This window comes from Micromonospora sp. USAFONa4 (assembly GCF_057197825.1).
Map to the genome: position 1 here is coordinate 535,304 of NZ_CM170072.1, position 21,827 is coordinate 557,130.

At 75.1% G+C, this 21,827-nt stretch carries 18 protein-coding genes; 3 read left to right on the top strand and 15 right to left on the bottom strand.

What is annotated here, in order from left to right:
- Positions 1-91: 91 nt before the first annotated feature.
- The 14 genes from AC0OO9_RS02265 to AC0OO9_RS02330 all read right to left on the bottom strand — a co-directional run bounded on the left by AC0OO9_RS02265 (position 92) and on the right by AC0OO9_RS02330 (position 15,467).
- Complete coding sequence (locus AC0OO9_RS02265; protein WP_421450516.1) at positions 92-1,327, bottom strand: MFS transporter; 1,236 nt, start codon at positions 1,325-1,327, stop codon at positions 92-94.
- The gene (treY, locus tag AC0OO9_RS02270) at positions 1,324-3,645 is read right to left on the bottom strand and encodes a malto-oligosyltrehalose synthase (RefSeq protein ID WP_484515143.1); all 2,322 of its coding nucleotides are present in this window, start codon (positions 3,643-3,645) and stop codon (positions 1,324-1,326) included. The genes AC0OO9_RS02265 and treY overlap by 4 nt, the downstream gene beginning before the upstream one ends.
- Entirely contained in the window at positions 3,645-5,147 is a 1,503-nt protein-coding gene (gene malQ, locus AC0OO9_RS02275; RefSeq protein WP_484515145.1) for a 4-alpha-glucanotransferase, read from the bottom strand. The genes treY and malQ overlap by 1 nt, the downstream gene beginning before the upstream one ends.
- Positions 5,128-6,537: a glycogen synthase gene (locus AC0OO9_RS02280; RefSeq protein WP_484515147.1), complete on the bottom strand. Its 1,410-nt coding sequence runs from the start codon at positions 6,535-6,537 to the stop codon at positions 5,128-5,130. The genes malQ and AC0OO9_RS02280 overlap by 20 nt, the downstream gene beginning before the upstream one ends.
- Positions 6,534-7,268, bottom strand: coding sequence for an HAD family hydrolase (locus AC0OO9_RS02285; protein WP_421450523.1), 735 nt, complete (start codon positions 7,266-7,268; stop codon positions 6,534-6,536). Before AC0OO9_RS02285 ends, AC0OO9_RS02280 begins: the two co-directional genes overlap by 4 nt.
- Complete coding sequence (locus AC0OO9_RS02290) at positions 7,268-7,543, bottom strand: MoaD/ThiS family protein (protein ID WP_132238266.1); 276 nt, start codon at positions 7,541-7,543, stop codon at positions 7,268-7,270. Before AC0OO9_RS02290 ends, AC0OO9_RS02285 begins: the two co-directional genes overlap by 1 nt.
- Before the next feature lie 14 nt (positions 7,544-7,557).
- The gene (locus tag AC0OO9_RS02295) at positions 7,558-8,331 is read right to left on the bottom strand and encodes a beta/alpha barrel domain-containing protein (protein WP_484515149.1); all 774 of its coding nucleotides are present in this window, start codon (positions 8,329-8,331) and stop codon (positions 7,558-7,560) included.
- A gap of 279 nt (positions 8,332-8,610) precedes the next feature.
- Positions 8,611-9,210: a nitroreductase family protein gene (locus tag AC0OO9_RS02300; RefSeq protein ID WP_311413408.1), complete on the bottom strand. Its 600-nt coding sequence runs from the start codon at positions 9,208-9,210 to the stop codon at positions 8,611-8,613.
- A 192-nt stretch (positions 9,211-9,402) separates the two neighbouring features.
- Entirely contained in the window at positions 9,403-10,596 is a 1,194-nt protein-coding gene (locus AC0OO9_RS02305; RefSeq protein WP_484515151.1) for a M20/M25/M40 family metallo-hydrolase, read from the bottom strand.
- A gap of 285 nt (positions 10,597-10,881) precedes the next feature.
- The gene (locus AC0OO9_RS02310; protein ID WP_484515153.1) at positions 10,882-11,694 is read right to left on the bottom strand and encodes a SigB/SigF/SigG family RNA polymerase sigma factor; all 813 of its coding nucleotides are present in this window, start codon (positions 11,692-11,694) and stop codon (positions 10,882-10,884) included.
- A 179-nt stretch (positions 11,695-11,873) separates the two neighbouring features.
- Entirely contained in the window at positions 11,874-12,341 is a 468-nt protein-coding gene (locus AC0OO9_RS02315; protein WP_151456678.1) for a MaoC family dehydratase, read from the bottom strand.
- Positions 12,338-13,510: an acyl-CoA dehydrogenase family protein gene (locus AC0OO9_RS02320; RefSeq protein WP_484515155.1), complete on the bottom strand. Its 1,173-nt coding sequence runs from the start codon at positions 13,508-13,510 to the stop codon at positions 12,338-12,340. The genes AC0OO9_RS02315 and AC0OO9_RS02320 overlap by 4 nt, the downstream gene beginning before the upstream one ends.
- Before the next feature lie 35 nt (positions 13,511-13,545).
- Positions 13,546-14,304, bottom strand: coding sequence for a 3-oxoacyl-ACP reductase FabG (gene fabG, locus AC0OO9_RS02325; RefSeq protein WP_421450534.1), 759 nt, complete (start codon positions 14,302-14,304; stop codon positions 13,546-13,548).
- A gap of 14 nt (positions 14,305-14,318) precedes the next feature.
- Complete coding sequence (locus AC0OO9_RS02330) at positions 14,319-15,467, bottom strand: acyl-CoA dehydrogenase family protein (protein ID WP_421450535.1); 1,149 nt, start codon at positions 15,465-15,467, stop codon at positions 14,319-14,321.
- A gap of 89 nt (positions 15,468-15,556) precedes the next feature.
- Between AC0OO9_RS02330 and AC0OO9_RS02335 the strand changes: the two genes are divergently transcribed.
- The 3 genes from AC0OO9_RS02335 to AC0OO9_RS02345 are packed head-to-tail and all read left to right on the top strand — an operon-like array spanning position 15,557 to position 18,765.
- The gene (locus AC0OO9_RS02335) at positions 15,557-16,222 is read left to right on the top strand and encodes a TetR/AcrR family transcriptional regulator (protein ID WP_327028770.1); all 666 of its coding nucleotides are present in this window, start codon (positions 15,557-15,559) and stop codon (positions 16,220-16,222) included.
- Positions 16,223-16,270: 48 nt separating this feature from the next.
- On the top strand, positions 16,271-17,689 hold the full coding sequence (locus AC0OO9_RS02340) for an aldehyde dehydrogenase family protein (protein WP_484515158.1): 1,419 nt from the start codon (positions 16,271-16,273) through the stop codon (positions 17,687-17,689).
- Complete coding sequence (locus AC0OO9_RS02345) at positions 17,686-18,765, top strand: alcohol dehydrogenase catalytic domain-containing protein (RefSeq protein WP_484515160.1); 1,080 nt, start codon at positions 17,686-17,688, stop codon at positions 18,763-18,765. Before AC0OO9_RS02340 ends, AC0OO9_RS02345 begins: the two co-directional genes overlap by 4 nt.
- Before the next feature lie 224 nt (positions 18,766-18,989).
- Here the strand turns inward: AC0OO9_RS02345 and AC0OO9_RS02350 are convergent, their stop codons facing one another.
- Positions 18,990-21,779, bottom strand: coding sequence for a helix-turn-helix transcriptional regulator (locus tag AC0OO9_RS02350; RefSeq protein WP_484515162.1), 2,790 nt, complete (start codon positions 21,777-21,779; stop codon positions 18,990-18,992).
- Positions 21,780-21,827 lie beyond the last annotated feature (48 nt).

Sequence of the window (21,827 nt, forward strand, 5' to 3'; positions counted from 1 at the left end):
CGGTACCGGGCGGTACGCCTGCCCGCGCCGCACCCAGCATCGTCCGCCGCGTCCGACGGCCGCACCTTCGCACGTGCCGCCTGGCGCCGGGTCAGCGCACCGCGTCGGCGTGCTCGGGGGCGGTGGCCGACGCTTCGGCCGGCGGCCGGCGGCGCAGCATCGGCACCGGGATCAGCGAGACGACCCCGGCGGCGACCGACAGCACCACGTAGTTGGTGGTCGCCAGCACCACCCCGGCGACCACGCTGGCCACGGCCGAGGCGGCCCACACGAGGGCGTCCACCCGGCCCTGCACCGCCCGCCGCGCGGCCGGCGTCAACGCCTGGGTGAGCAGGGCGCTACCGCCGACGAAGGTGAGGTTCCAGCCCCAGCCGAGCAGGAAGAGCGAGACCACCAGGCGGGTGAGGCCGCTGCCGTGGGCCGCCGGCCACGACGCCACCACGACGGAGGTGACCAGCAGGCCGATGCCCATCAGGATCGCGGCCCGACCGCCGAAACGGTCCGAGAGGTAGCCGGAGAGCGGCGCCAGGGCGAACATGCCGATCATGTGGCCGCTGAGCACCACACCCACCGCCGTGAGGCCGTGGTGGTTGCTGCTCATGTGCAGCGGCGTCATGGTCATCAGGGCGACCATGGCCAACTGCCCGGCGATCATGGACACCAACGCGACGGACACCACCGGGTGCCGCCACACCTGCGCCGGGGTCGGATCGTTGGCGCCCTGCCGGGCCGCCGTCCGCGACCGGGGCATGGCGGCGGAGGCGAGCACGCAGATGCCGGCCGCCAGCAGGGCCACGAGGAACGGCCCGGCCAGGTCCGGCAGACCCAGCCGGTCGGCGACGTCGGCGCTCGGATCCATCAGGTTGGGCCCGAATACCGCCCCGACGGTGCCCGCCCAGACGATGACCCCGACGGCCAGCCCCTGCCGGCGGGGCGGGTACAGGTCCGCCGCGCAGTACCGCGACAGCTGCGCCCCGCCGTTGCCCACCCCGAGCAGCACCATGCCGAAGATCAGCAGCAACACCTGCCCGGAGGCCACGGCGGCGCCGGCCACCGCCGCGCCCACGATCGCGACCAGGTAGCCCAGTGACAGCGCGGAACGGGTGCCCCGACGCGCCATCAGCGCGGCCAGCCAGAGCGTGCCGGCGGCGGTGCCCAGCACGCCGGCCGCGTTCGGCACGCCGCTCCAGAGCTCGGTCAGTTCCTCCGCGCCGATCAGCGTGGACGCCGTGCTGGCCCCCACCATGGAGGTGTTGGTGGCGGCCACCCCACCGAGCAGGGCCGCCATCGACCGTCGCCGGCCGGCGGTTTCCACGTCGACGCTCATGATCCTCTTTTCTTGACGAGCAGTGCCACCGGCAGGCGGCCGAACAGGTCCTCGACGCGGGGCGCCGGCGAACGGACCGGCGCGCCGGTGAGCACGTCCACCCAGCCGTCGGCGTCACCGGGCAGGGGCACCACGGTGTCGGCCCAACCGCCCCGTTCGGCGAGCCCCACCGGCAGCCGGGTGGCCAGCGCCACGACGCCGTCGTCACCGCCGCGCGAGAAGCCGACGAGGTGCTCCGCCGCGCCACCCTCCGCGCGGACCGGGCGGTAACCGCGGAACAGCCGCGGACTGTCCCGGCGCAGCCGCAGCACCCGGGAGGTGACCAGCAACTTGGCCGTCCCCGTGTCGTCGACCTGCGGCGTCCGTCCCGCGTCGATCTCCGCCAGCAGTCGCCGGCGGGCCGCGAAGTCGACCGGGCGGCGGTTGTCCGGGTCGACCAGGGAGTAGTCCCACAGCTCGGTGCCCTGGTAGACGTCGGGCACCCCGGGGCCGGCGAGCTGAAGCAGCTTCTGGCCCAGCGAGTTCGACCAGCCGGGCGGGGCGATCCGGTCGACGAAGGCACGGACCTCCGCCGTGAGGGTCGCGTCGGCGAGCACCCGGGCGGGCCAGCTCGTGACGCCGTCCTCGTAGTCGAGGTCGGGATCGTGCCAGTTCGTGCGGACCCGCGTCTCGCGGGCGACCTTGAGCAGGTAGGCGGAGAGCCGCTCGGGGCCGATCGGCCAGGCGCCGAGCAGGGTCTGCCACGCCAGCGGTTCGAGCAGGGGGTCGCCCAGCGGCTGCCGGGCCGACCAGCGGCGGAAGCGCTCGGCGTACGCCTCCGGCAGCTCGCTGAGCACCGCCAGGCGGGCCCGTACGTCCTCCGAGCGCTTGGTGTCGTGGGTGGACAGCGTGGTCATGGTGGCGGGCCAGCCGGCCTCCCGGGCCGCGTTCGCCGCGTGCAACTCACCCGGCGACACCCCGAACCGGCCCGGGTCGACGCCCACCTCGTTGACCGCCACCAGGCTGTTGTGCCGGTAGATCGCGGTGTCCTCGACGCCCTTGGCCATCACCGGGCCGGTCGCCTGCTGCACCCGCACCGCGAGCGGGCCGGTCGGCCGGGCGACCATCTCGTCCCGGACGGCGGTGAGGATCCCCCGCAGCGCCGGCCGACGCCGGGCGGCCCGCTCGACCGCCTCGTCCAGCGCCCAGCGGTGCTGCGGGAGATAGGACCGGTAGACGGGAAACTCCACCAGCAGGGCCCGGACGGCGTCCGCGCGCTCGGCCGCCGGGCAGCGGGGCAGCAGCGCCGCGACGAGCGCCTCCACCCGTCGCGCCTCGGCGACCAGCATCGTCGCGACGACCTGCTCGCGCGCCTCGCGCACGACCTCGGCCAGCGCGGTGCCGGTCAGGCCGGCCGCCTCGGTCAGCCGCTGCCGGCCGGACGGGGCCACGAAGACGCCCGAGATCTCGGCCAGCGCGTCGTAGCCCGTGGTGCCGTCCACCGGCCAGCCCGCCGGCAGCTCCTCGCCGGTGCCCAGCACCTTCTCCACCACGATCCACGCTGCGGGCGCCGCGGCCCGCAGCCGCCGCAGGTATCCCGCGGGATCCGCCAGGCCGTCCGGATGGTCGACGCGCAGCCCGGTGGCCTGCCCCTCCCGCACCCAGCGCAGCGTCTCGGCGTGCAGCGCCCCGAACACCTCCGGGTCCTCCGTGCGCAGGCAGGCCAGCGTGTCGATGTTGAAGAACCGGCGGTACGTCAGGTCGGCCGCCCCCCGGCGCCAGGACACCAGCCGGTAGTGCTGCCGGCCGTGCACCTGCGCCACCGTGCCGTGCCCGGTGCCGGGCGCCAGCGGGAAGCGGTGCTCGTGGTAGACCAGCGAGTCGTCGGCGAGCTTCAGCTCCCCCTCGGCCGCCGCGCCGCCGTCGCCGTCGTCGCCCAGCACCGGCAGCAACAGCGGCCCCGCCGACCAGTCGACGTCGAAGAACCGGGCGTAGCGGGACTCCGGCCCGTGCCGCAGCACGTCGGACCACCACGGGTTGGCCGCCGCGTCGGCGACGCCCATGTGGTTGCAGACCACGTCGACCACGAAACCGAGCCCGGCCTCGGCGAGCCGGCGGGCGAGCGCGAGACGCGCCCGCTCGCCGCCCCGGCCCGGGTCGGCGCGCGTGGGGTCGACCAGGTCGTAGCCGTGCGTCGAGCCCGGCGCCGCCGCGAGCAGCGGGGAGGCGTAGAGCGCGCCGACACCGAGGTCGACCAGGTAGTCGGTCAGCGCGACGGCGTCGGAGAGGCCGAGGTGGGGGCCGAACTGGAGCCGGTACGTGGAGGTCGGTGCCGCCATCAGCCGGTGAACCCCCTGGCCCGTCGGGTGGACGCCCGCCGGTCCCGGCCGTACGTCTCGGTCAGCCGGCGCAGCCGGAACTCCAGGCCCGGGGTCAGCGACTCCATCCGGAACCGCCACCGCCAGCTCCCCTCGGCCTGTCCCGGTACGTTCATCCGGGCCGCCGGGCCCAGCTCCAGCACGTCCTGCAACGGCAGGACGGCGAGCTCGGCCACCGACGCGAAGACCGCCCGCGCCATCGACCAGCAGATGCCGTCCGGCAGGCCCCCGAGGTAGCGCTCCACCCGCAGCCGCTGGTCGGCGCTCGACTCCTCCCACCAGCCCAGTGTGGTGTCGTTGTCGTGCGTTCCCGTGTATGCCACGCAGTCGGTCGGGTAGTGGTGCGGCAGATGCTGGTTCTCGTCGCCGGCGAAGGCGAACTGGAGCAGCCGCATGCCGGGAATGCCGGCGTCGATGCGCAACTGCTGCACCTCCGCCGAGGCGGGTCCCAGGTCCTCGGCCAGCATCACCACCTCGCCGAGTTCCTTGCGGATGGCCTGGAACAGCGACGGGCCCGGCCCGTCGCGCCAGCGCCCCGCGCTCGCCGGCCGGCCCACCGGCACCGCCCAGTAGCGCAGGAAGCCCCGGAAGTGGTCGAGCCGGATCATGTCGTACAGCTGGGTCATCCGGCGGATCCGGTCGACCCACCAGGCGTACTGGTCCTCCGCCATCAGCTCCCAGCGGTACAGCGCGTTGCCCCAGACCTGGCCGTCGGCGCTGAACTCGTCGGGCGGGAACCCGGCCACGGCGGTCGGGCGGCCCGCCGCGTCCAGCTGGAACAGCTCCGGCGCCGCCCACGTCTCGCAGCTGTCCGTGCCGGCGAACATGGCCACGTCGCCGATCAGCTCGATGCCGAGGCGGCGGGCGTGGTCGCGGACGGCGGTGAAGTGCGCGGCGAACAGGTACTGCTCGAACCGGTAGTAGTCGAGGCGGTCCCGCTCGGTGTCGTCGAGGCGGGCCAGCGCGTCCGGGTCCCGCCGGGCCAGCGGCGTCGGCCAGCTCGTCCACGGCCCGCCGTGCCGCTCCCGCAGCGTCATGTAGCGGGCGTAGTCGTCCAGCCACCACGCCTGTTCCCGGGCGAACGCCTCGCTGTCGGCGGTCGGCGTGAAGGCGGCGTACGCCCGGGCCAGCAGGTCGGCCTTGACGGCGCCCGCCGCCGGGTAGTCCACGGTGTCCGGCGGCAGCGCCGGCACGTCCGCCAGGTCGGCGGCGGTGAGCAGGCCCTCGTCGCGCAGCCGCTCGACGCTCACGTAGAGCGGGCTGCCGGCCAGCGTGGAGCTGGCCTGGTACGGGCAGCCGTCCGCGCCGACGGGGTTGAGCGGCAGCACCTGCCACACGCTCTGCTCGGCGGCCGCGAGGAAGTCCAGCCACTCGATCGCGGCCGGCCCGAACTCACCCACCCCGAACCGGCCCGGTAGAGAGCTGGGATGCAGCAGGATCCCGCTACGTCGGTTGACCGGCACCCGAGTCGTCCTCCCGTCCTGTCCCGTGCGCCGGCGCGCGCACGTACAACTGCTCGTACCGCTCGGCGGCCTCGTCCCACGAGAACCGTGCCCGCATGCCGCGCTCCCGCAACCGCGCCCACGCCTGCCGGTCGGCCCAGCGCACGACCACCTGCGCGATCAGGTCGACCAGGTCCGGCGCGCGGTAGCCGTCGAACGAGAAGCCGAGCCCCGTCGCGGCGACCGTCTCCGCCATGCCGCCGACCCGCCGCACCACGGGCACCGACCCGTAGCGCAGCGCGATCAGCGGCGCCAGCCCGCACGGCTCGAACCGGGAGGGCGCCAGGAAGGCGTCCGAGCCGGCGTACGCCAGCCGGGCGATCGCCTCCCCGCTGTCCGGGTGGTAGGCGACGTGCGGGTAGTAGCGGGCGGCGCGGCGGAACGACCGCTCGTACTCGGCCCCGACGCCGACGACGACGAGTTGCAGGCCGAGGGCGGCGATCTCGTCGATGCCCTCCAGCAACAGGTCGACGCCCTTCTGGTCGACCAACCGGCCGACGAAGGCGAACAGCGGCACCTCCGCATCCGTCGCCAGGCCGCTGCGCTGCTGGAGCGCGCGCTTCGCCACCGCCTTGCCCGCGAGGTCGTGCACGTCGAAGCGGGCCGGCAGGTGCGGGTCCGTGGCGGGGTCGAAGTCGTCGTAGTCGACCCCGTTGCGGATCCCGTGGTAGTCCCCGCCCCGGGCCCGCAGCAGCCCTTGCAGCCCGACCCCGTGCGCGGGGGCGAGGGTCTCGTCCCGGTAGCGGGCGCTGACGGTGGTGACCGCGTCGGCGTACCGGATGCCCTGGGCCAGCAGGTTGCCGGTGCCGTAGCGGGTCAGGTCCAGCTCGTCGGCCTTGTCGTGCGGGAACAACCCCTGGTAGGCGAGGTTGTGGATGGTCATCACGGTCCGCGGCGACGCGTCGAGGGCGCGCAGGTGTGCCGGGACGTGCCCGACGTGCCAGTCGTTGCAGTGCACCGCGTCGGGCGGGCTCGCCGACCGGGCCGCCAGCTCGGCGACCGCCCGGGAGAACAGCACGAAGGACGAGAGGTGCTTCTCCACGTACCCCTCGGGCCGCTGCCAGTCGGGATGCTGCGGCGTCCGCAGGGTGAGGTACCGGACGCCGTCGTGGTCGCCCAGGTCGTCGACGGTGAACTCGGCGCGCGCCGAGCCCGCCGCGACGGCCACCGTGCCGACCCGGCGGCCGTCCGGCAGCCCCGCGTAGCCGGGCAGGAACAGCCGTACGTCGTGCCCCCGGCCGGCCAGCGCCCGGGGCAGGGCCCGGGCGACGTCCCCGAGACCGCCCACCTTGACCAGGGGCGCCACCTCGGAGGTGGCGAAGAAGACCCGCAGCGGGCGGCCGGCGCTCACGCCCGCGTCCCCGACAGCGTGGCCGGCCCCGCGACCGTGGACAGGCCCGCGATCGGGGCACCGGCCAGGCGCAGCTCGACCGCGCCGGCGGTCCGGGCGACGCTCAGCGCGGCGAGGTCCGGCGCGGTCCAGGTCGCCCCGGCGGCCCGCAGGGCCGGCGCGTCGCCGACGCCGACGGTGACCGCCCCGGCGGACGAGGCGGCGCGGACGCCGCTGGGGGCGTCCTCGACGACCAGGCAGCCCGCCGGGGCCAGCCCGAGCCGGCGCGCCGCGAGCAGGTAGCAGTCCGGCGCCGGCTTGCCGCGCGCCGTCTCGCCCCAGGTGACCATGGCGTCGAAGGCCGCGGCGACGCCCAGGTGCGCCACCACCCGCCGGGCCCGGCGCGCGGAGGCGCCGGTGACCAGCGCCAGCCGGACACCGGCGCCGCCGAGCGTCGCCAGGATCTCCCGGGCGCCCGGCACCTCGACGAACGCGAGGTCGGTCTCGGCGACCCGCACCCGGCGCAGGATCTCCTCCCGCGTGTCGGGGCCGAGGTCGCCGAAGAGCGCCGAGACCGAGTGTTCCGGGGAACAGCCGAGCACGTCGTCGCGGATCGCCGACGCGGACAGCGCCCGATCGTGCTCGGCGGCCAGGCCCCGCCAGAGCGACAGGATGGCCTCGGTCGAGTCGATCAGGACGCCGTCCAGGTCGAACAGCACACCGGCGAAGACGGGGACCGGTCCGGACGCCATCAGCCCCCCGCCACGGCGGGCAGGATGGTCAACGAGTCGCCGTCGCGCAGGCGGGAGTCGAGCATCCCGCTGGTGCGTACGTCGACGTCGTTGATGTAGAGGTTGACGAAGCGGCGCAGCTGCCCGTCCTCCCCCATCACGCGGCTGCCCAGCCCCGGATGCCGGGCCTCGAGGTCGGCCAGCACCTCGGCGACGGTCGAGCCGTCCGCGGTCACGTACTTGCTGCCACTGGTGTAGTTGCGGAACACGGTCGGGATGCACACCTCGACGGCCATGGTCGGCTCCTCGGTCAGTAGGGGATCTCGTCGCCGGGCATGGCGCCGGCCAGGTACGACAGCCGACCGGCCTCCACGGCGTGCTTCATCGCCTGCGCCATCAGCATCGGCTCCCGGGCCTTCACCAGGGCGGTGTTGACCAGTACCGCCGCCGCCCCGAGCTCCATCGCCAGGGTGGCGTGCCGGGCGCTGCCCAGGCCGCCCTCGACGACCACCGGAATGTCGACCGTGTCGATGATCTGGCGGATCGGGCCGGGGTCGGGGATGCCGTGCCCGGAGGCCACGGGGGCGCTCATCACGCGCAGCGCCGAGCAGCCGAGCGCCGCCAGCTCCTTGGCGGTCGCGAGGTCGGGCAGGATGAACGGCATGACCTCCCAGCCCTGCTCGCGCAGCTGGGCGGCGACCTCGACGGTGGCCCGGTTGTCCGGCTCGTTGGTCCGGCCGCGGACGTCCAGCTTGAACACGGTGATGCCGTAGGCGTCGTGCAGGATGTTGACGGTCTTCCACGCGCTGTCGGCCGACCGGGCGAACGAGGTCGTGCCGATCCACAGGTACTGCTCGATGGGGATCTCGTCGGCCAGGTCGGACAGCAGGAGACTCGAACGGTTGTTGTCGGGGTCCACGGTGGTGATGAAGACCTGCGAACCGGTCGCCTCGAGCACCTGGCGGATCACCGATGGCGACGTGTACTGCTCGATACCGACGAGCAGGCGAGAGGTCAGCTCCGTGTCGCCGAGCCTGACCCACGCGTCCCGGAGGCCAGCGACCTCCATCGAATCCACGGACATGTACACCCTTTCTGGTCGAGCCGGGCACGACCGGCGGCGGGAGCGTCAGCCCGGGCCAGGGTGGGGCGGGGGCGGGGCCCCCGAAGCCCGCCAAGACCCGGACGCACCGCCGGCCGGCGAATCACCGATCGGTCCGTCACAGGAGTTGCGAAAAGAATCTTGGTTGCCACGGCGCAGCGCGGCATCTTCCAACGTGCGGCACTTCATGACACGCGGATCATTGATTGTTTACGAAAACGGTGATATTCGGCCGGCCCGCGTCGGCGCGGAAGAGTGCCGTCACCGCCGGATCAGGACCTCCGGCAGCGGCTTGCGGACCAGGTCCGGCACCGTCGCGTCCGGTGCCGGATAGCCGACCGGCATGACCAGGTACGGGCGCTCCTCCGGCGGCCGTTCGCACACCTCGTTGAGGAAGCGCATCGGGCTCGGCGTGTGCGTCAGGGTGGCCAGGCCGGCGTGGTGCAGCGCCGTGATCAGCACGCCGACCGCGATGCCGACGGATTCCTTGACGTAGTAGGGCTTCGGGGACCGGGGACCCTGGTGCACCTCGAACACCACGATCACGACCGGTGCCACCTCCAGGAAGGGCTTGTGCCAGTCCGTACCGATCGGGGCGATCGCCTCCAGCCACTGCGCCGACGCGCGCCGGGCGTAGAACTCGCGCTCCTCGGCCTCGGCGGCCTCCCGCAGCCGGCGCTTGCGGGCCGCGTCGGTGACCACGACGAACCGCCACGGTTGCAGGTTCGCGCCGCTCGGCGCGGTCGCCGCCGCGCGGATCGCCTCCTCGATCACCTCCATCGGCACCGGCTGCGGCGAGAAGTGCCGGATGGAGCGCCTGGCGGCCATCCGGTCGGCGAAGGTACGCGCGTTGTGCACCATGTCCCCGGCCGCCGCCAGCAGCGAATCGGGTCCGGGGTCACCGGTCATTCCAGCCATGAACGCCTCCCGCGTGATCGACGGATCCAGCATCGCCCAACGGAGCCGGGCGCGTTTTCGCAACCGTGCGGAACTTCGACCGCCGTCCGCCGCCCGGGGCGGGTGGGCGCGACGCCGCGCGGGCGGGTGGGGGGCTCACCCGTCCGTCGACGAGCCCTGCCCGGCGGGCACCGCGCCGAGCGGCCGGTGCTCCTCGGCGGCTTCGGCCGGGCCGGGCGTGGCGGCTTCGGCCGGGCCGGGCGTGGCGGCTTCGGCCGGGCCGGGCGTGGCGAGGAGGCGGGCCGTCAGGGCGGCCAGCAGCGCGGTGCGCTCCGGCATCCGCGCGACGTCGACGTACTCGCCACGCGCGTGCGGCAGTCCCCCCACCCCACCCAGACCGTCCAGGGTCGGTACGCCGAGGGCGCCGGTGAAGTTGGCGTCGGAGGCGCCCGGGGCGGCGACGCCGCGGACGGCCGGCAGCCCGAGGTCCACCGCCACCGACTGCGCGACCCGCAGCAGCGGCGTCGACACGGAGGCCGGTAGCGGGTACCGGTTGATCCCGCCGCTGACGGCCAGCCGCGCGTCGGGCAGTCGGGGGGTCAGCTCGCGGACCAGCCGGTCCACCCGGTGCAGCTCCTCGCGGGTCCAGGCGCGTACGTCGACGCAGAGGACCGCGGACTCCGGCACCACGTTCGTCATCGTGCCGGCGGTCAGGGCCGTCGGGGTCACGCTCGTCTCCCCCGCGGCGAAGGCCTGCACGGCGAGGACGTGGTGCGCGAGTTCGACCCCGGCGTTGACGCCCCGGTGCGGTTCGACGCCGGCGTGCGCCGCCCGGCCCCGCACGGTGATCCGGTAGACGGAGCCGCCCTTGCGCGCGACCTTGAGGTCGCCGCCCTCGGTGCTCGGCTCGCCGACCAGCACCGCCCCGGAGCGCCGGGCCTGCTCCTCGATCAGCGGCCGGGAGGTGGCCGACCCGCTCTCCTCGTCGCAGGTGAGCAGCAGCCCCACCCGCGAGGTGTCCGGCAGCAGTTCCAGCGCGGTGAGCATCTGCACGATCCCGGCCTTCATGTCGCAGACGCCGGGCCCCGTCGCGGTGCTTCCGGTGATCGTGAACGGCCAGTCCCGGATGGTGCCCGCGGGCCAGACCGTGTCGTAGTGCCCCAGCAGCAGCACGCGTTGGTCGGGGGCCGCCCAGAGCAGGTGCGGCAGTCCGTCGAGGACGACACGACGCCCCCGCCGGCCCAGCGCGGCGTCGCCCCACGCCTCGAGCAGGTCGGCGCAGGCGGCCAGTTCCCGGCCCCGTCCCGGCGGCGACTCGCAGGTCACCAACCGGCGCAACCGCGCCGTCATCACCGCTGCCCGGGCTTGCGCCCCACGCCGAAATACATCGACATCCGCCATGGTCTGATGGTGGCATCGCCACCCGTGGCGGCCACAGGGCGTGACGCCGACACCGCACGGATGCGGTGGGTGCGGCGCCCAACACGGCATCCTGGAAGACAGGGCCACGAGGCGGGCCATCCGCCCATGCCGGAAACGGACTCGTCCGCCCCGCCGGGCACGGCGGGGCGGACGAGGACGGTACGTCGAGGCGGGCGCCGGACGGCTACGTGGCCGCCCGCCGCGGGGGTGTCGTCAGCGGCTGCCCTCGAGCTGGCCGCGCAGCTTGCCGAGCGCGCGGGCGAGCAGGCGGGAGACGTGCATCTGGGAGACGCCGACCTGCGTGGCGATCTCGCTCTGGGTGAGGTTGCCGTAGAAGCGGAGGGTGAGGATCTTCTGCTCCCGCTCGTCGAGGGTGGCGAGCGCCGGACCGAGGGCGACCCGCAGCTCGGCCAGCTCGAACTCGCTGTCCTCGGCGCCCAGGGTGTCGCCCAGCTCGGTGGCGCTGTCGCCGTCGCCGATGGGGGTGGACAGGGAGACCGCGTTGTAGGCGCGGGCGCCTTCGAGCCCCTCCAGGACCTCTTCCTCGGTGACGCCGAGGTGGGTGGCGATGTCGGCGACCGTCGGCGCGCGGTTGAGCGTCTGGGTGAGGGTGCCGTTGGCCTCGGAGATGCGCAGCCGCAGCTCCTGCAGGCGGCGCGGCACGCGGATGTTCCAGGTGCGGTCGCGGAAGTGACGCTTGATCTCACCGAGGATCGTCGGGATGGCGAAGCCGGCGAAGTCCACGCCCCGGGAGGCGTCGAACCGGTCCACAGCCTTGATCAGCCCGAGGGCGGCGGTCTGGGCCAGGTCCCCGTTGGGCTCGCCGCGCCCGCTGTAGCGGAAGGCGAGGTGGTGGGCCAGCGGCAGCCACGCCTCGATCACCCGCGCCCGCAGCGCCGGCCGGTCGGGGTGCCCCTCCGGCAGGGCGGCGAGGGCGGCGGTCAGCTCACTCGCGCGGGTCTCGTCACCGGAGGCCGTGGTGGTGGCGTCGGTGGTGGTGGTCGGCGCGGTCGTCGTGGTGATCATGCTGCCCTTCCTGTCCTACGATGCGGCGACGCCGGGTACCGGCGACCGCAGTGCCACCACCCTAGACCAACGGCCGTTGCCATATCAACCGAACGGCCGATGGATAAAAGCGACACAAACTCCCGAACGAGGCGCTAACCATGTGGTCCCCGCCACGCGCAGCTGGTGCCGCCCGTGGCTCAGGAGGCTGCCGGCCCCACATGGAGCCGGCTCACCGTCTCGGCGACGCAGACCGGCTTGCCGCCGGCGTCGCACTCCACGGTCGCGGCGGTGACCAGCTGTACGCCGCCGGCCACCGGCGACACCTCGGCGATGGTGGCGACGGCCCGGACCGCCGTGCCGACCCGCAACGGGGCGGGGAACCGCACCCGGTTCAGCCCGTAGTTGACGCCCATCCGCACGCCCCGCACCCGGTAGAGCCGCCCCACCAGCGCCGGCAGCAGCGACAGGGTGAGGAAGCCGTGCGCGATCGTGCCCCCGTACGGGCCGGCGGCGGCCCGCTCCGGGTCGAGGTGGATCCACTGGTGGTCGTCGGTGGCGTCGGCGAACAGGTCGACGCGCCCCTGCTCGATGCGCTGCCACGGCCCCGGGCCGAGGGTCTCCCCGACCGCGGCGGCCAGCTCGTCGACGGAGTCGAAGGTCCTCATGCCAGGTGCCCTCCCAGTCGGGTGTAGCCGCGCAGCAGGTCCCGGGCGATGATGAGCCGCTGCATCTCGTCGGTGCCCTCGAAGATCCGGTAGAGCCGGACCTGCCGGTACCACCGCTCGACGGGCAGCTCCCGGGTGTAGCCCATGCCGCCGTGGATCTGCAGCACCCGGTCGACCACCCGGTTGACCATGCCGGCGCCGTAGAGCTTCGCCATCGACGAGGCGTGCCGGGGATCCATGCCCTGGTCCACCGTCCAGGCCGCCCGCAGGATGAGCCAGCGGGCCGCCTCCAGCTCGGTCTCGGAGTCGGCGATCATCCACTGGATCGCCTGGTTGTCGCCGATGGGCCGGCCGAACGTCTGCCGGGTGGTGGCGTGGTCGATCGCCATCCGCAACGCCCGCTCGGCGATGCCGACCGCGTGCGAGGGGATGGTGTAGCGGCCCTTGCCGATCCACTCCATCGCGAGCGCGAAGCCCTGGCCGGGCTCGCCGAGGATGTTGCGCTCCGGCACCCGTACGTCGTCGAAGACCAGCGCGGCCGGACCGCCCTCGCCCATGGTCTGGATGAACTCCGAGCGCCAGCCCATCGCCCGGTCCACCAGGAAGGCCGTGGCACCGCCGTTGCGGGCGCCCTTCTCCCGGTCGGTCACCGCGATGACGATGGCGAAGTCGGCCTCGTTGCCGCCGGTGATGAAGGTCTTCTCGCCGTTGAGCACCCAGTCGCCGCCGTCGCGGCGGGCGCTGAGCCGGATGTTGGCGGCGTCGGACCCGGCGCCCGGCTCGGTGATCGCGAAGCAGCTGCGCCGCTCCCCCTCGATCGTCGGGAGCAGGAACTCCCGCTTCTGCTCGTCGTTGGCCCGGAACAGGATGTTGTCGGCCTCACCGCCGAAGCGGAACGGCACGTACGAGCGGCCGATCTCGGTCCAGATCAGCGACTGGGTGACGGCTGGCAGGTCCATGCCGCCGTACGCCTCGGGAGTGGCCAGTCCCCAGAAGCCGAACGCCCGCGCCTTGAGCTGCAACTCGCGCAGCTCGTCGGGCTCCAGCCCGGGCCGGTGGGCGCGTTCGCGCCGCAGCAGCTCCGGCTCCAGCGGCATGACCTCCCTGGCGATGAAGTCGCGGGCCGTGTCGCGGATGGCCCGTTCGGTGTCCGAGAGCGCGAAGTCCATGTCCCCTCCGGGGTCGGTGCGGGGCTACGCGCGGCTCAGCGCGCGCCGCCGTTGACGTACAGGGTCTGGCCGCTGACGTACGAGGCGTCGTCGCTGGCCAGGAAGGCGATCACCGAGGCGATCTCGGCGGGCTGGGCGACCCGGCGCAGCGGGGTGTGCTCGGCCACCGCCCGCTGGTGCTCCTCGGGGCTGCTGCCCACCCGCTCGGCGGTGGCCGCGGTCATCGCGGTCGCCACGTAGCCGGGGGCGACCGCGTTCACGGTCACGTTGAACGGGCCCAGCTCGACGGCCAGCGTGGCGGTGAGGCCCTGCACGCCGGCCTTGGCCGCCGCGTAGTTGACCTGGCCCCGGTTGCCCAGCGCGGAGCGGCTGCTGAGGTTGACGATCCGGCCGTAGCGGGCCGCCACCATGTGCTGCTGCGCCGCCTGGCAGCAGAGGAACATGCTCGTCAGGTTGGTGGTCAGCACCGCCTCCCACTCGGGCAGCGCCATCCTGAACAGCAGGTTGTCGCGGGTGATCCCGGCGTTGTTGACGAGCACGTGCAGCCCGCCGTACGCCTGGACCACCTGGTCGGTCATGGCGGTGACCGCCTCGGCGTCGGTCACGTCGCAGCCGATGCCGACGGCCCGGCCGCCGGCGGCGGCGATCTCGTCGGCGACGGCCCCGGCGCGCGCGGCGTCGAGGTCCACCACCGCGACCGCCGCGCCCTCGGCGGCGAGCCGGTGTGCGGTGGCCGCGCCGATGCCCTGCGCGGCGCCGGTGACGACGGCGACCCGGTCGGCGAATCTGGTCACGGTTCCTCCTGGCTCTAGAAGGCGTTGACGCCGGTGAGCGCGCGTCCGATGAGCAGCTGCTGGATCTGGCTGGTGCCCTCGTAGAGGGTGGCGACGCGGGCGTCGCGCAGGTACTTGCCGACGGGGTACTCGTCGATGTAGCCGTAGCCGCCGAAGACCTGCACCGCGTTGTTGGCCGCGCGCACGGCGGCCTCGCTGGCGAAGAGCTTGGCCATCGACGCCTCGGTGGCGAACGGCTCGCCCCGGTCGATCAGGTCGGCCACCCGCCACACCAGCAGCCGCGCGGCGTCGGTGTCGACGGCGATGGCGGCGAGCAGTTGCTGCACGAGCTGGTGGCCGGCGATGGGCTTGCCGAACTGGGTGCGCTGCCCGGCGTAGCCGACGGCCGCGTCCAGGCAGCCCTGGGCGATGCCGACGCAGCCGGCGGCCACGGACATCCGGCCCTTGGCCAGGGTGGCGAGGGCGAGCCGGAAGCCGGCGCCCTCCTCGCCGAGGAGCGCGGATGCCGGCACCCGTACGCCGTCGAAGCGCAGCTCCCCGGTGGCCTGCCCGCGCAGCCCCAGCTTGCCGTGGATCTCGCGGCGGGTCAGGCCCGGCGCGTCGGTGGGTACCAGGAACGCGCTGATGCCCCGGTGTCCCGGGCCGCCGGTGCGGGCGAAGACCAGCGCGACGTCGGCCGTGGTGCCGTTGGTGATGAACATCTTCGCGCCGGTGATCAGCCAGTCGGCGCCGTCGCGGACCGCCCGGGTGGTCAGGGCGGCCGCGTCGGAGCCGCTGTCCGGCTCGGTCAGCGCGAAGCAGCCGAGCGCCGCGCCGGAGCAGAGCCGGGGCAACCACTGCTCCCGCTGCCCGGCCGAGCCGTGCGCGGCGATCGACTTGGCGACCAGGCCGAGGGAGACCGAGACGATGCCGCGCACGGCGGAGTCGCCCCGGCCCAGCTCCTCCAGCACGAGGCAGTAGGAGAGGTGGTCGCCGCCCGAACCGCCGTCGTCCTCGCCGATGGTCAGCCCGAGGAAGCCGAGCTGGCCGAGCTTGCCGACGATGTCCGGATCCACGGACTCGCGGCGGTCCCAGGTGGCCGCGTGCGGCACCACCTCACGGTCGACGAAGTCCGCGGCGAGCCGGCGGACCGCCGCCTGCTCGGCGGAGAGTTCCAGATCCATGAGGCTTAAACTAGCGGTGCAAGTTTAATTCCGTCCAGACCCGGTTGTGGCAGAGTCTGCGACGGACGACCCGAGCGAAGGAGGACCGGATGCCCCGGCCGCGGCAGGCGCTGCTCAGCCGGCAGCGGATCGTCGAGACCGCCGCCGCGCTGATCGACGCCGAAGGGCTGGAGGGCTTCTCCACCCGCCGGCTCGCCGCCGAACTCGGGGTACGCGGACCGTCGCTCTACAACCACTTCGCCACCAAGGACGAGATCCTTGACGCGGTGGCCGACAGCGTCACCGGCCAGGTGGACGTGTCGTTCTTCGGCAGCGTCGACTGGCGCGAGGCGCTGCGCCGGTGGGGGCACTCCTACCGGGCGGCGCTGGCCGCGCACCCGAACATCGTGCCGTACCTGGCCCGGGGGCCGGGGCGCCGGCCGGCGGCGCTGGCCATGGCCGACGCCGTCTACGGCGGGCTGGTCGCCGCCGGGTGGCCGCCGGCCCGGGCGACCCACGTCGGCGCGCTCATGCGCTACTTCGTGGCCGGCTCGGCGCTGGGCTCGTTCGCGCGGGGCTTCGTCGAGGACCCCGGGCTGTACGCGGAGCAGTACCCGCACCTGACGCAGGCCCACCGGCTGGCCGAGCACCAGCAGCGGGTGGACGAGGGCGCCTTCGCGCTGGGCCTCGACGCGCTGATCCACGGGCTGTCGCGCACCTACGAGGAGCACATCGGGCCGCTGCCGCCCCTCCCGCCGGCCGACGACGCGTACTAGAGTCAAAACTTGCGCTGCTAGTTTCGGCCGACGTACGTGAGGGGCATGATGGATCTCGCACGGACCGACTTCTACCTGGACGGCAAGTGGGTCGCCGCCGACGCCGGGGAGACCGTCGCGGTGCGCAACCCGGCGACCGAGGAGGTCGTCGCCGCTGTCCCGGCCGGCACGCCCGCCGACGTCGACCGCGCCGTCGCGGCGGCCCGGGCCGCCTTCCCCGGCTGGGCCGACGCCGCGCCCGCCGAGCGTGCCGCGCACCTGGACCGGCTGCACGCCGCGCTCTCCGCCCGGGCCGACGAGATCGCCCGCACCGTCGCCCTGGAACTCGGCACCCCGCTGAAGGTGGCCACCCGGGTCCAGACCGGCCTGCCGCTGACGGTCCTGCACAGCTACGTCGAGCTGGCCGCCCGCCCCCCGGCCGACGAGACGATCGGCAACTCGCTGGTGGTCCGGGAGCCGGTCGGCGTGGTCGGGGCGATCACCCCGTGGAACTACCCGCTGCACCAGGTCGTCGCGAAGCTGGCCCCCGCCCTGGCCGCCGGCTGCACCGTGGTGCTCAAGCCGAGCGAGCTGACCCCGTTGACGGCGTACCTGCTCTTCGACGCCATCCACGAGGCCGGCTTCCCGCCGGGCGTGGTCAATCTGGTCACCGGCACCGGCCCGGTCGTCGGCGAGGCCATCGCCGCGCACCCGGACGTCGACATGGTCTCCTTCACCGGCTCGACGGCCACCGGCCGGCGGATCTCCCACCTCGCCGCCGACCGGATCGCCCGGGTCGCCCTGGAACTCGGCGGCAAGTCGGCCAACGTCGTCCTCGACGACGCCGACCTGGCCACGGCCGTCAAGGTGGGGGTCGGCAACGCCTTCCTCAACTCCGGCCAGACCTGCGCCGCCTGGACCCGCCTGCTCGTGCACCGCGACCGCTACGACGAGGCCCTCGACCTGGCCGCCAAGGCCGCGGCGGGCTACCGGCTCGGCGACCCGTTCGACCCGGCCACCCGGCTCGGCCCGCTGGTCTCCGCGGCGCAGCGGGAACGGGTCCGCGAGCACGTCGCCCGGGGGCTGGCCGACGGGGGCCGGCTCGTCGCCGGCGGGCCCGACGCGCCGCTGCCCGAGCGGGGCTACTTCGTCGCCCCGACGGTGATCGCCGACGTCGACCCCGACAGCGCCCTGGCCCAGGAGGAGGTCTTCGGCCCGGTGCTCGCGGTCATCGGGTTCGACGAAGAGGACGAGGCGGTGCGCATCGCCAACAACTCCCGCTACGGGCTGGCCGGCGCGGTCTGGTCCGCAGACGAGGAGCGGGCGCTGCGGGTGGCCCGGCGGCTGCGTACCGGCGCCGTCGACGTCAACGGCGCCCCGTTCAACCCGCTCGCCCCGTTCGGCGGCTACAAGCAGTCCGGCCTCGGCCGGGAGCTGGGCCGGCTCGGGCTCGAGGAATTCCTCCAGGTCAAGGCCATCCAGCGATGAGGGCGCTGGTCGTACGGGCCGTCGACGCCCCGCTGCGGGTGGAGGAGATCGAACTGCCCGCCCCCGGCCCGGACGAGGTACGCGTGAGCGTCCGGGCGGCGGGCGTCTGCCACTCCGACCTGTCCATGGTCGACGGCACGCTTGCCCCGCCGTACCCGCTGGTGCTGGGGCACGAGGCGGCCGGGGTGGTGCTCGCGGTCGGCGACGCCGTCACGCGGGTCGCGCCCGGGGCGCACGTGGTGCTGAACTGGGCCCCGCCGTGCCGCAGTTGCTGGTACTGCGGGCGGGACGAGCCGTGGCTGTGCGAGCGCACCGGGTCGCCCTCGGCCCCCCGGGGACGCACGCCGGCCGGCGAAGCGCTGCACGTCACGCTCGGCCTCGGCGCCCTCGCCGAGGAGGTGGTGGTGCCGCAGGCCGCCGTCATCGGAGTCCCCGCGGAGCTGCCCTTCGAGGCGGCGGCGCTGCTGGGCTGCGCCGTGCTCACCGGCGTCGGCGCGGTCCGCCGCACGGCGAAGGTGGCCCCCGGCGAGTCGGTGGCCGTGATCGGCCTCGGCGGGGTGGGGCTGTCGGTGGTCGCCGCCGCGCGGGCCGCCGGCGCCGACCAGGTGCTCGCCGTCGACGTCTCCCCGACCAAGAAGGCGCTGGCCGTCGCGGCTGGCGCCACCGACTTCCTGCTCGCCGACGAGACGCTCAGCCGGGCGGTCCGGGAGCGGACGGCAGGTCGGGGCGTCGACCACGCGCTGGAGTGCGTCGGGCGGTCGGCCACGATCCGCACCGCCTGGCGCGCCACCCGCCGGGGCGGTCAGGTGACAGTCGTCGGCATGGGGGCCAAGGACGACATCGTCGGGCTGGGCGCGCTGGACATCTTCCACTCGGCCCGGACCCTGCGCTCCTCGGTCTACGGCTCCTCCGACCCGGACCGGGACGTGCCCGAGCTCGCCCGGGCCGTGCTCGACGGCACCCTCGACCTCGGCTACCTGATCACCGACCGGACCACCCTCGACGGCGCCCCCGAGGCCTTCGCCCGCATGTCCCGCGGCGAGGGCGCCCGCACCGTAATCCTCCCCACCCCCTGACCCTCCCTTCCTCACCCCCACCCCGCCCCACCTCGCCGCGCCCCACCCCGCCCCGCCCCCGGCCCCGCCCCGCCCCGCCCCGCCGCGCCGCGCCGCGCCGCGCCCCGCCGATCATGGACTTGTGGTGGGCGATCGGTGCCACTTCGCTGCTTTTGCGGGGCACCACAACTGCATGATCGACGCCGGTGAGGGCCGGCGGGAGGGCGGGGAGGGAGGGGAAGGGGTTAGGAGAGGGCGCGGGCCAGTTGGGTGCGGGAGCGGATGTTGAGGCGGTGGAAGATGTTGCGGAGGTGATGGTCGACCGTACGGGTGGAGAGGAACATCCGGGCCGCGATCTCCCGGTTGGTGGCGCCCTCGGCGACCAGCCGCGCGATCCGGAGCTGCTGGCCGGTCAGCAGTCGCGCCGCCGACTCCTCCGGCGGGCCGACCGACTCCCCGGCCGCCCGCAGCTCCGTGGTGGCCTGTTCCGCCCAGGTGGCCGCCCCGAGCAGGGTGAACGCCTCCCGGGCGGCGTGCAGGTGTTCGCGCGCCGCGCGCGGTCGGCGGCTGCGGCGCAGCTCCCGGCCCAGGAGAAGCTCGGTGCGGGCCCGCTCGAACGCGCCGGCGTCCGTCGGGTGCAGCCGCAGGGCGGTGCGAAGCTCCCGCTCCGCCTCGGCGCTGCCCCGCGGCGCGAGCAGCCCGTGGCAGCGCGCGGAGAGGGCCCGGCGCGACGGGCTCGCCGTACTGCTGGCCCACCTGTCGAAGACGGCGAGGGCGGCGTTTGCCGCCGGCCGGTCCGCGACGGCGGCGGCCGCCTCCACCAGGTACGGGGTGGCCATCACCAGGACCAGCACCTGTCCCCGGCCCGTGCCCGGGCAGGCCAGCGCGGCCAGTCGCGCGGCGGCGGCGGCCGGCCGGTTGTCGACCAGGTCGAGCACCGCCAGGGCCCACTGCGCGAGGGCGCGGGGCCGGCTGTGCGCGCCCGGGTCCTCGCCGATCTCCCGGATCCGGCGCAGGGCGGTGTCGCGGTCGGCCCGGACGGCGGCCAGCACCGCCAGCATGCCCAGGTGTACGCCGGCCCAGTTCTCCTGGCCGACGTCCCGGGCGATCCGCAGCCCCTCCCGGGAGGTGTCCGTCGCGGCGTCGTGCCGGCCCAGCCAGTACTCGGCGGCGGCCCGCAGCTCCAGGGCGCGCGGCAGGGCGGACAGTTCGCCCCGCTCGCGGGCCAGCTCGACGGCGCGCTCGGCGAGCCGGTGCGCCGCGCCGTCCACGGCCACCAGCAGCCCGGCCGCCGCCGCGCAGGTCAGCGCCGCGGGGGTCGACGCCGGCCCGGTCAGCTGCCCGCCGAGCACAACGGCCCGGCGCAGGGCGGGCCCGGCCTGCTCGTGGTGGCCGCGCAGGGTCGCCGCAGTTCCGGCGACGTAGGCGCTCAGCAGCTCGGTGGCGGGCGGGTCGTCGGGGCGGCGCAACAGCTCCGCCCGCCGGGCCACGTCGGCGTAGCGGTACTGGTCGCCGGTGAAGCAGGCGGCCTCGCCCGCCCGCACCAGCGCGCCGAGGGCCAGCGCGCGGTCGTCGGCGCCACCCCTGCCGGTGGCCGCGCGATCGCCGGTGGCCGGGGTGCCGGTGGCCGCGCGATCGGCGGCGGCCAGGGTGCCGGCGGCGGACAGCAGCGTGGTGAACGCCGACCGGGGCCGGCCGGTACGCAGTTCCAGCTCCCCGCGCAGCAGGTCGGCCCGGCCCGCCACTGCGGCTTCCGCGCCCGGGGGCAGCTCGCCCAGCAGCAGTCTGGCCCGGTGCGCCCGGCCGGCCGACCAGGCGTACCGGGCGGCGGCCACCAGCCGGGCGGCGGCGCGCGCCGGGTCGTCGGTGAGTTCGGCGGCCCGCTGCAGCGCGGCCGAGGCCGCCGTTCCCGCACCCTCGCACTCGGTCACGGCCTGCTCCAGCTCGGCGGCCAGGGCCGGGTCGGGGCCCTGGGCGGCGGCGGCGAGGTGCCCCGCCCGGCGCAGCCGGTGCCCGGCCCCGTCGAGCACGCCGGCGAGCAGCAGGTGCGCGGCGCGCCGTTCGGCCAGCGGCGCGGCGGCCCGGACCACGGTCCGGACGAGGGGCTGCGGGAACGTGACCCGTCGCGGCTCGACGCGGACCAGGCCGGCGAGTTCGGCCGGCGCGAGCGCCTCGATTGCCGCGCCGGCGACCCGGGCGGCCCGGACCAGGGTGGCCGGCTCCCCGTCCTCGTCGAGCGCGGCGAGCAGCAGGACCCGGCGGGTGACGGCCGGCAACCGGTCCAGCCGGGCTCGGTAGGCGCGGCCCAGCCCGCCGTCGGGCGGGGGCGTCTCGGGCACCGGCTCCTCCCCGCGGCACTGGCCCGGGGTGAGCACCTCGGCCAGGTCGACGAGGGCCTGCGGGTTGCCCCCGGCCGCCGCGGCGAGCGCGGCGGCCACGGGCGGCGCGGGTGGCCGTCCGGCCAGTCGGTCGGCGAGCAGCGCGACGCTGTCCCGGTCGTCGAGCGGGCGGAGCCGGTGCCGGGCTATCCCGCCGAGGGGGACGTCTGCGGCCGTGGTGAGCAGGACGGCCACCGACGACCGGCGCAGGCGGCGGGCGACGAACGCCAGCGCGTCGGCGGTGGGCTGGTCGCCCCGGTCCACGTCGTCCATCGTGCACAGCAGCGGGCGATCCCGCGCGGCGGCGGCGAGCAGGCCGAGCACGGCCAGGGACAGCGCCAGGCGCCCGTGCGCGGGGCAGCCCGCGCCGGTCAGCGCCCGCAGCAGCACCCGCCGCTGTGGTCCGGGGAGCGCGCCGGCCCGGTCGAGCACCGGGTCCAGCAGCCGTTGCAGTCCCGCGTACGGCAGGCCCGCCTCCTCGGGCAGCCCGGTGCCGGCCAGCACGGTGCAGCCCCCGGCGTGCCGGTGGGCGTAGTCGACGAGCGCGCTGCGGCCGGATCCGGGCTCGCCCTGGACCAGCAGCGCTCCCCCGACGGCGGGCAGGTCACCCAGCAGGCGCCGGATCGCGGCGCACTCGTCGGTCCGGCCGCGCAACACGGTTAATTGCACTGACGATGCAGTAACCATGCAATCGAGTGTCACCTA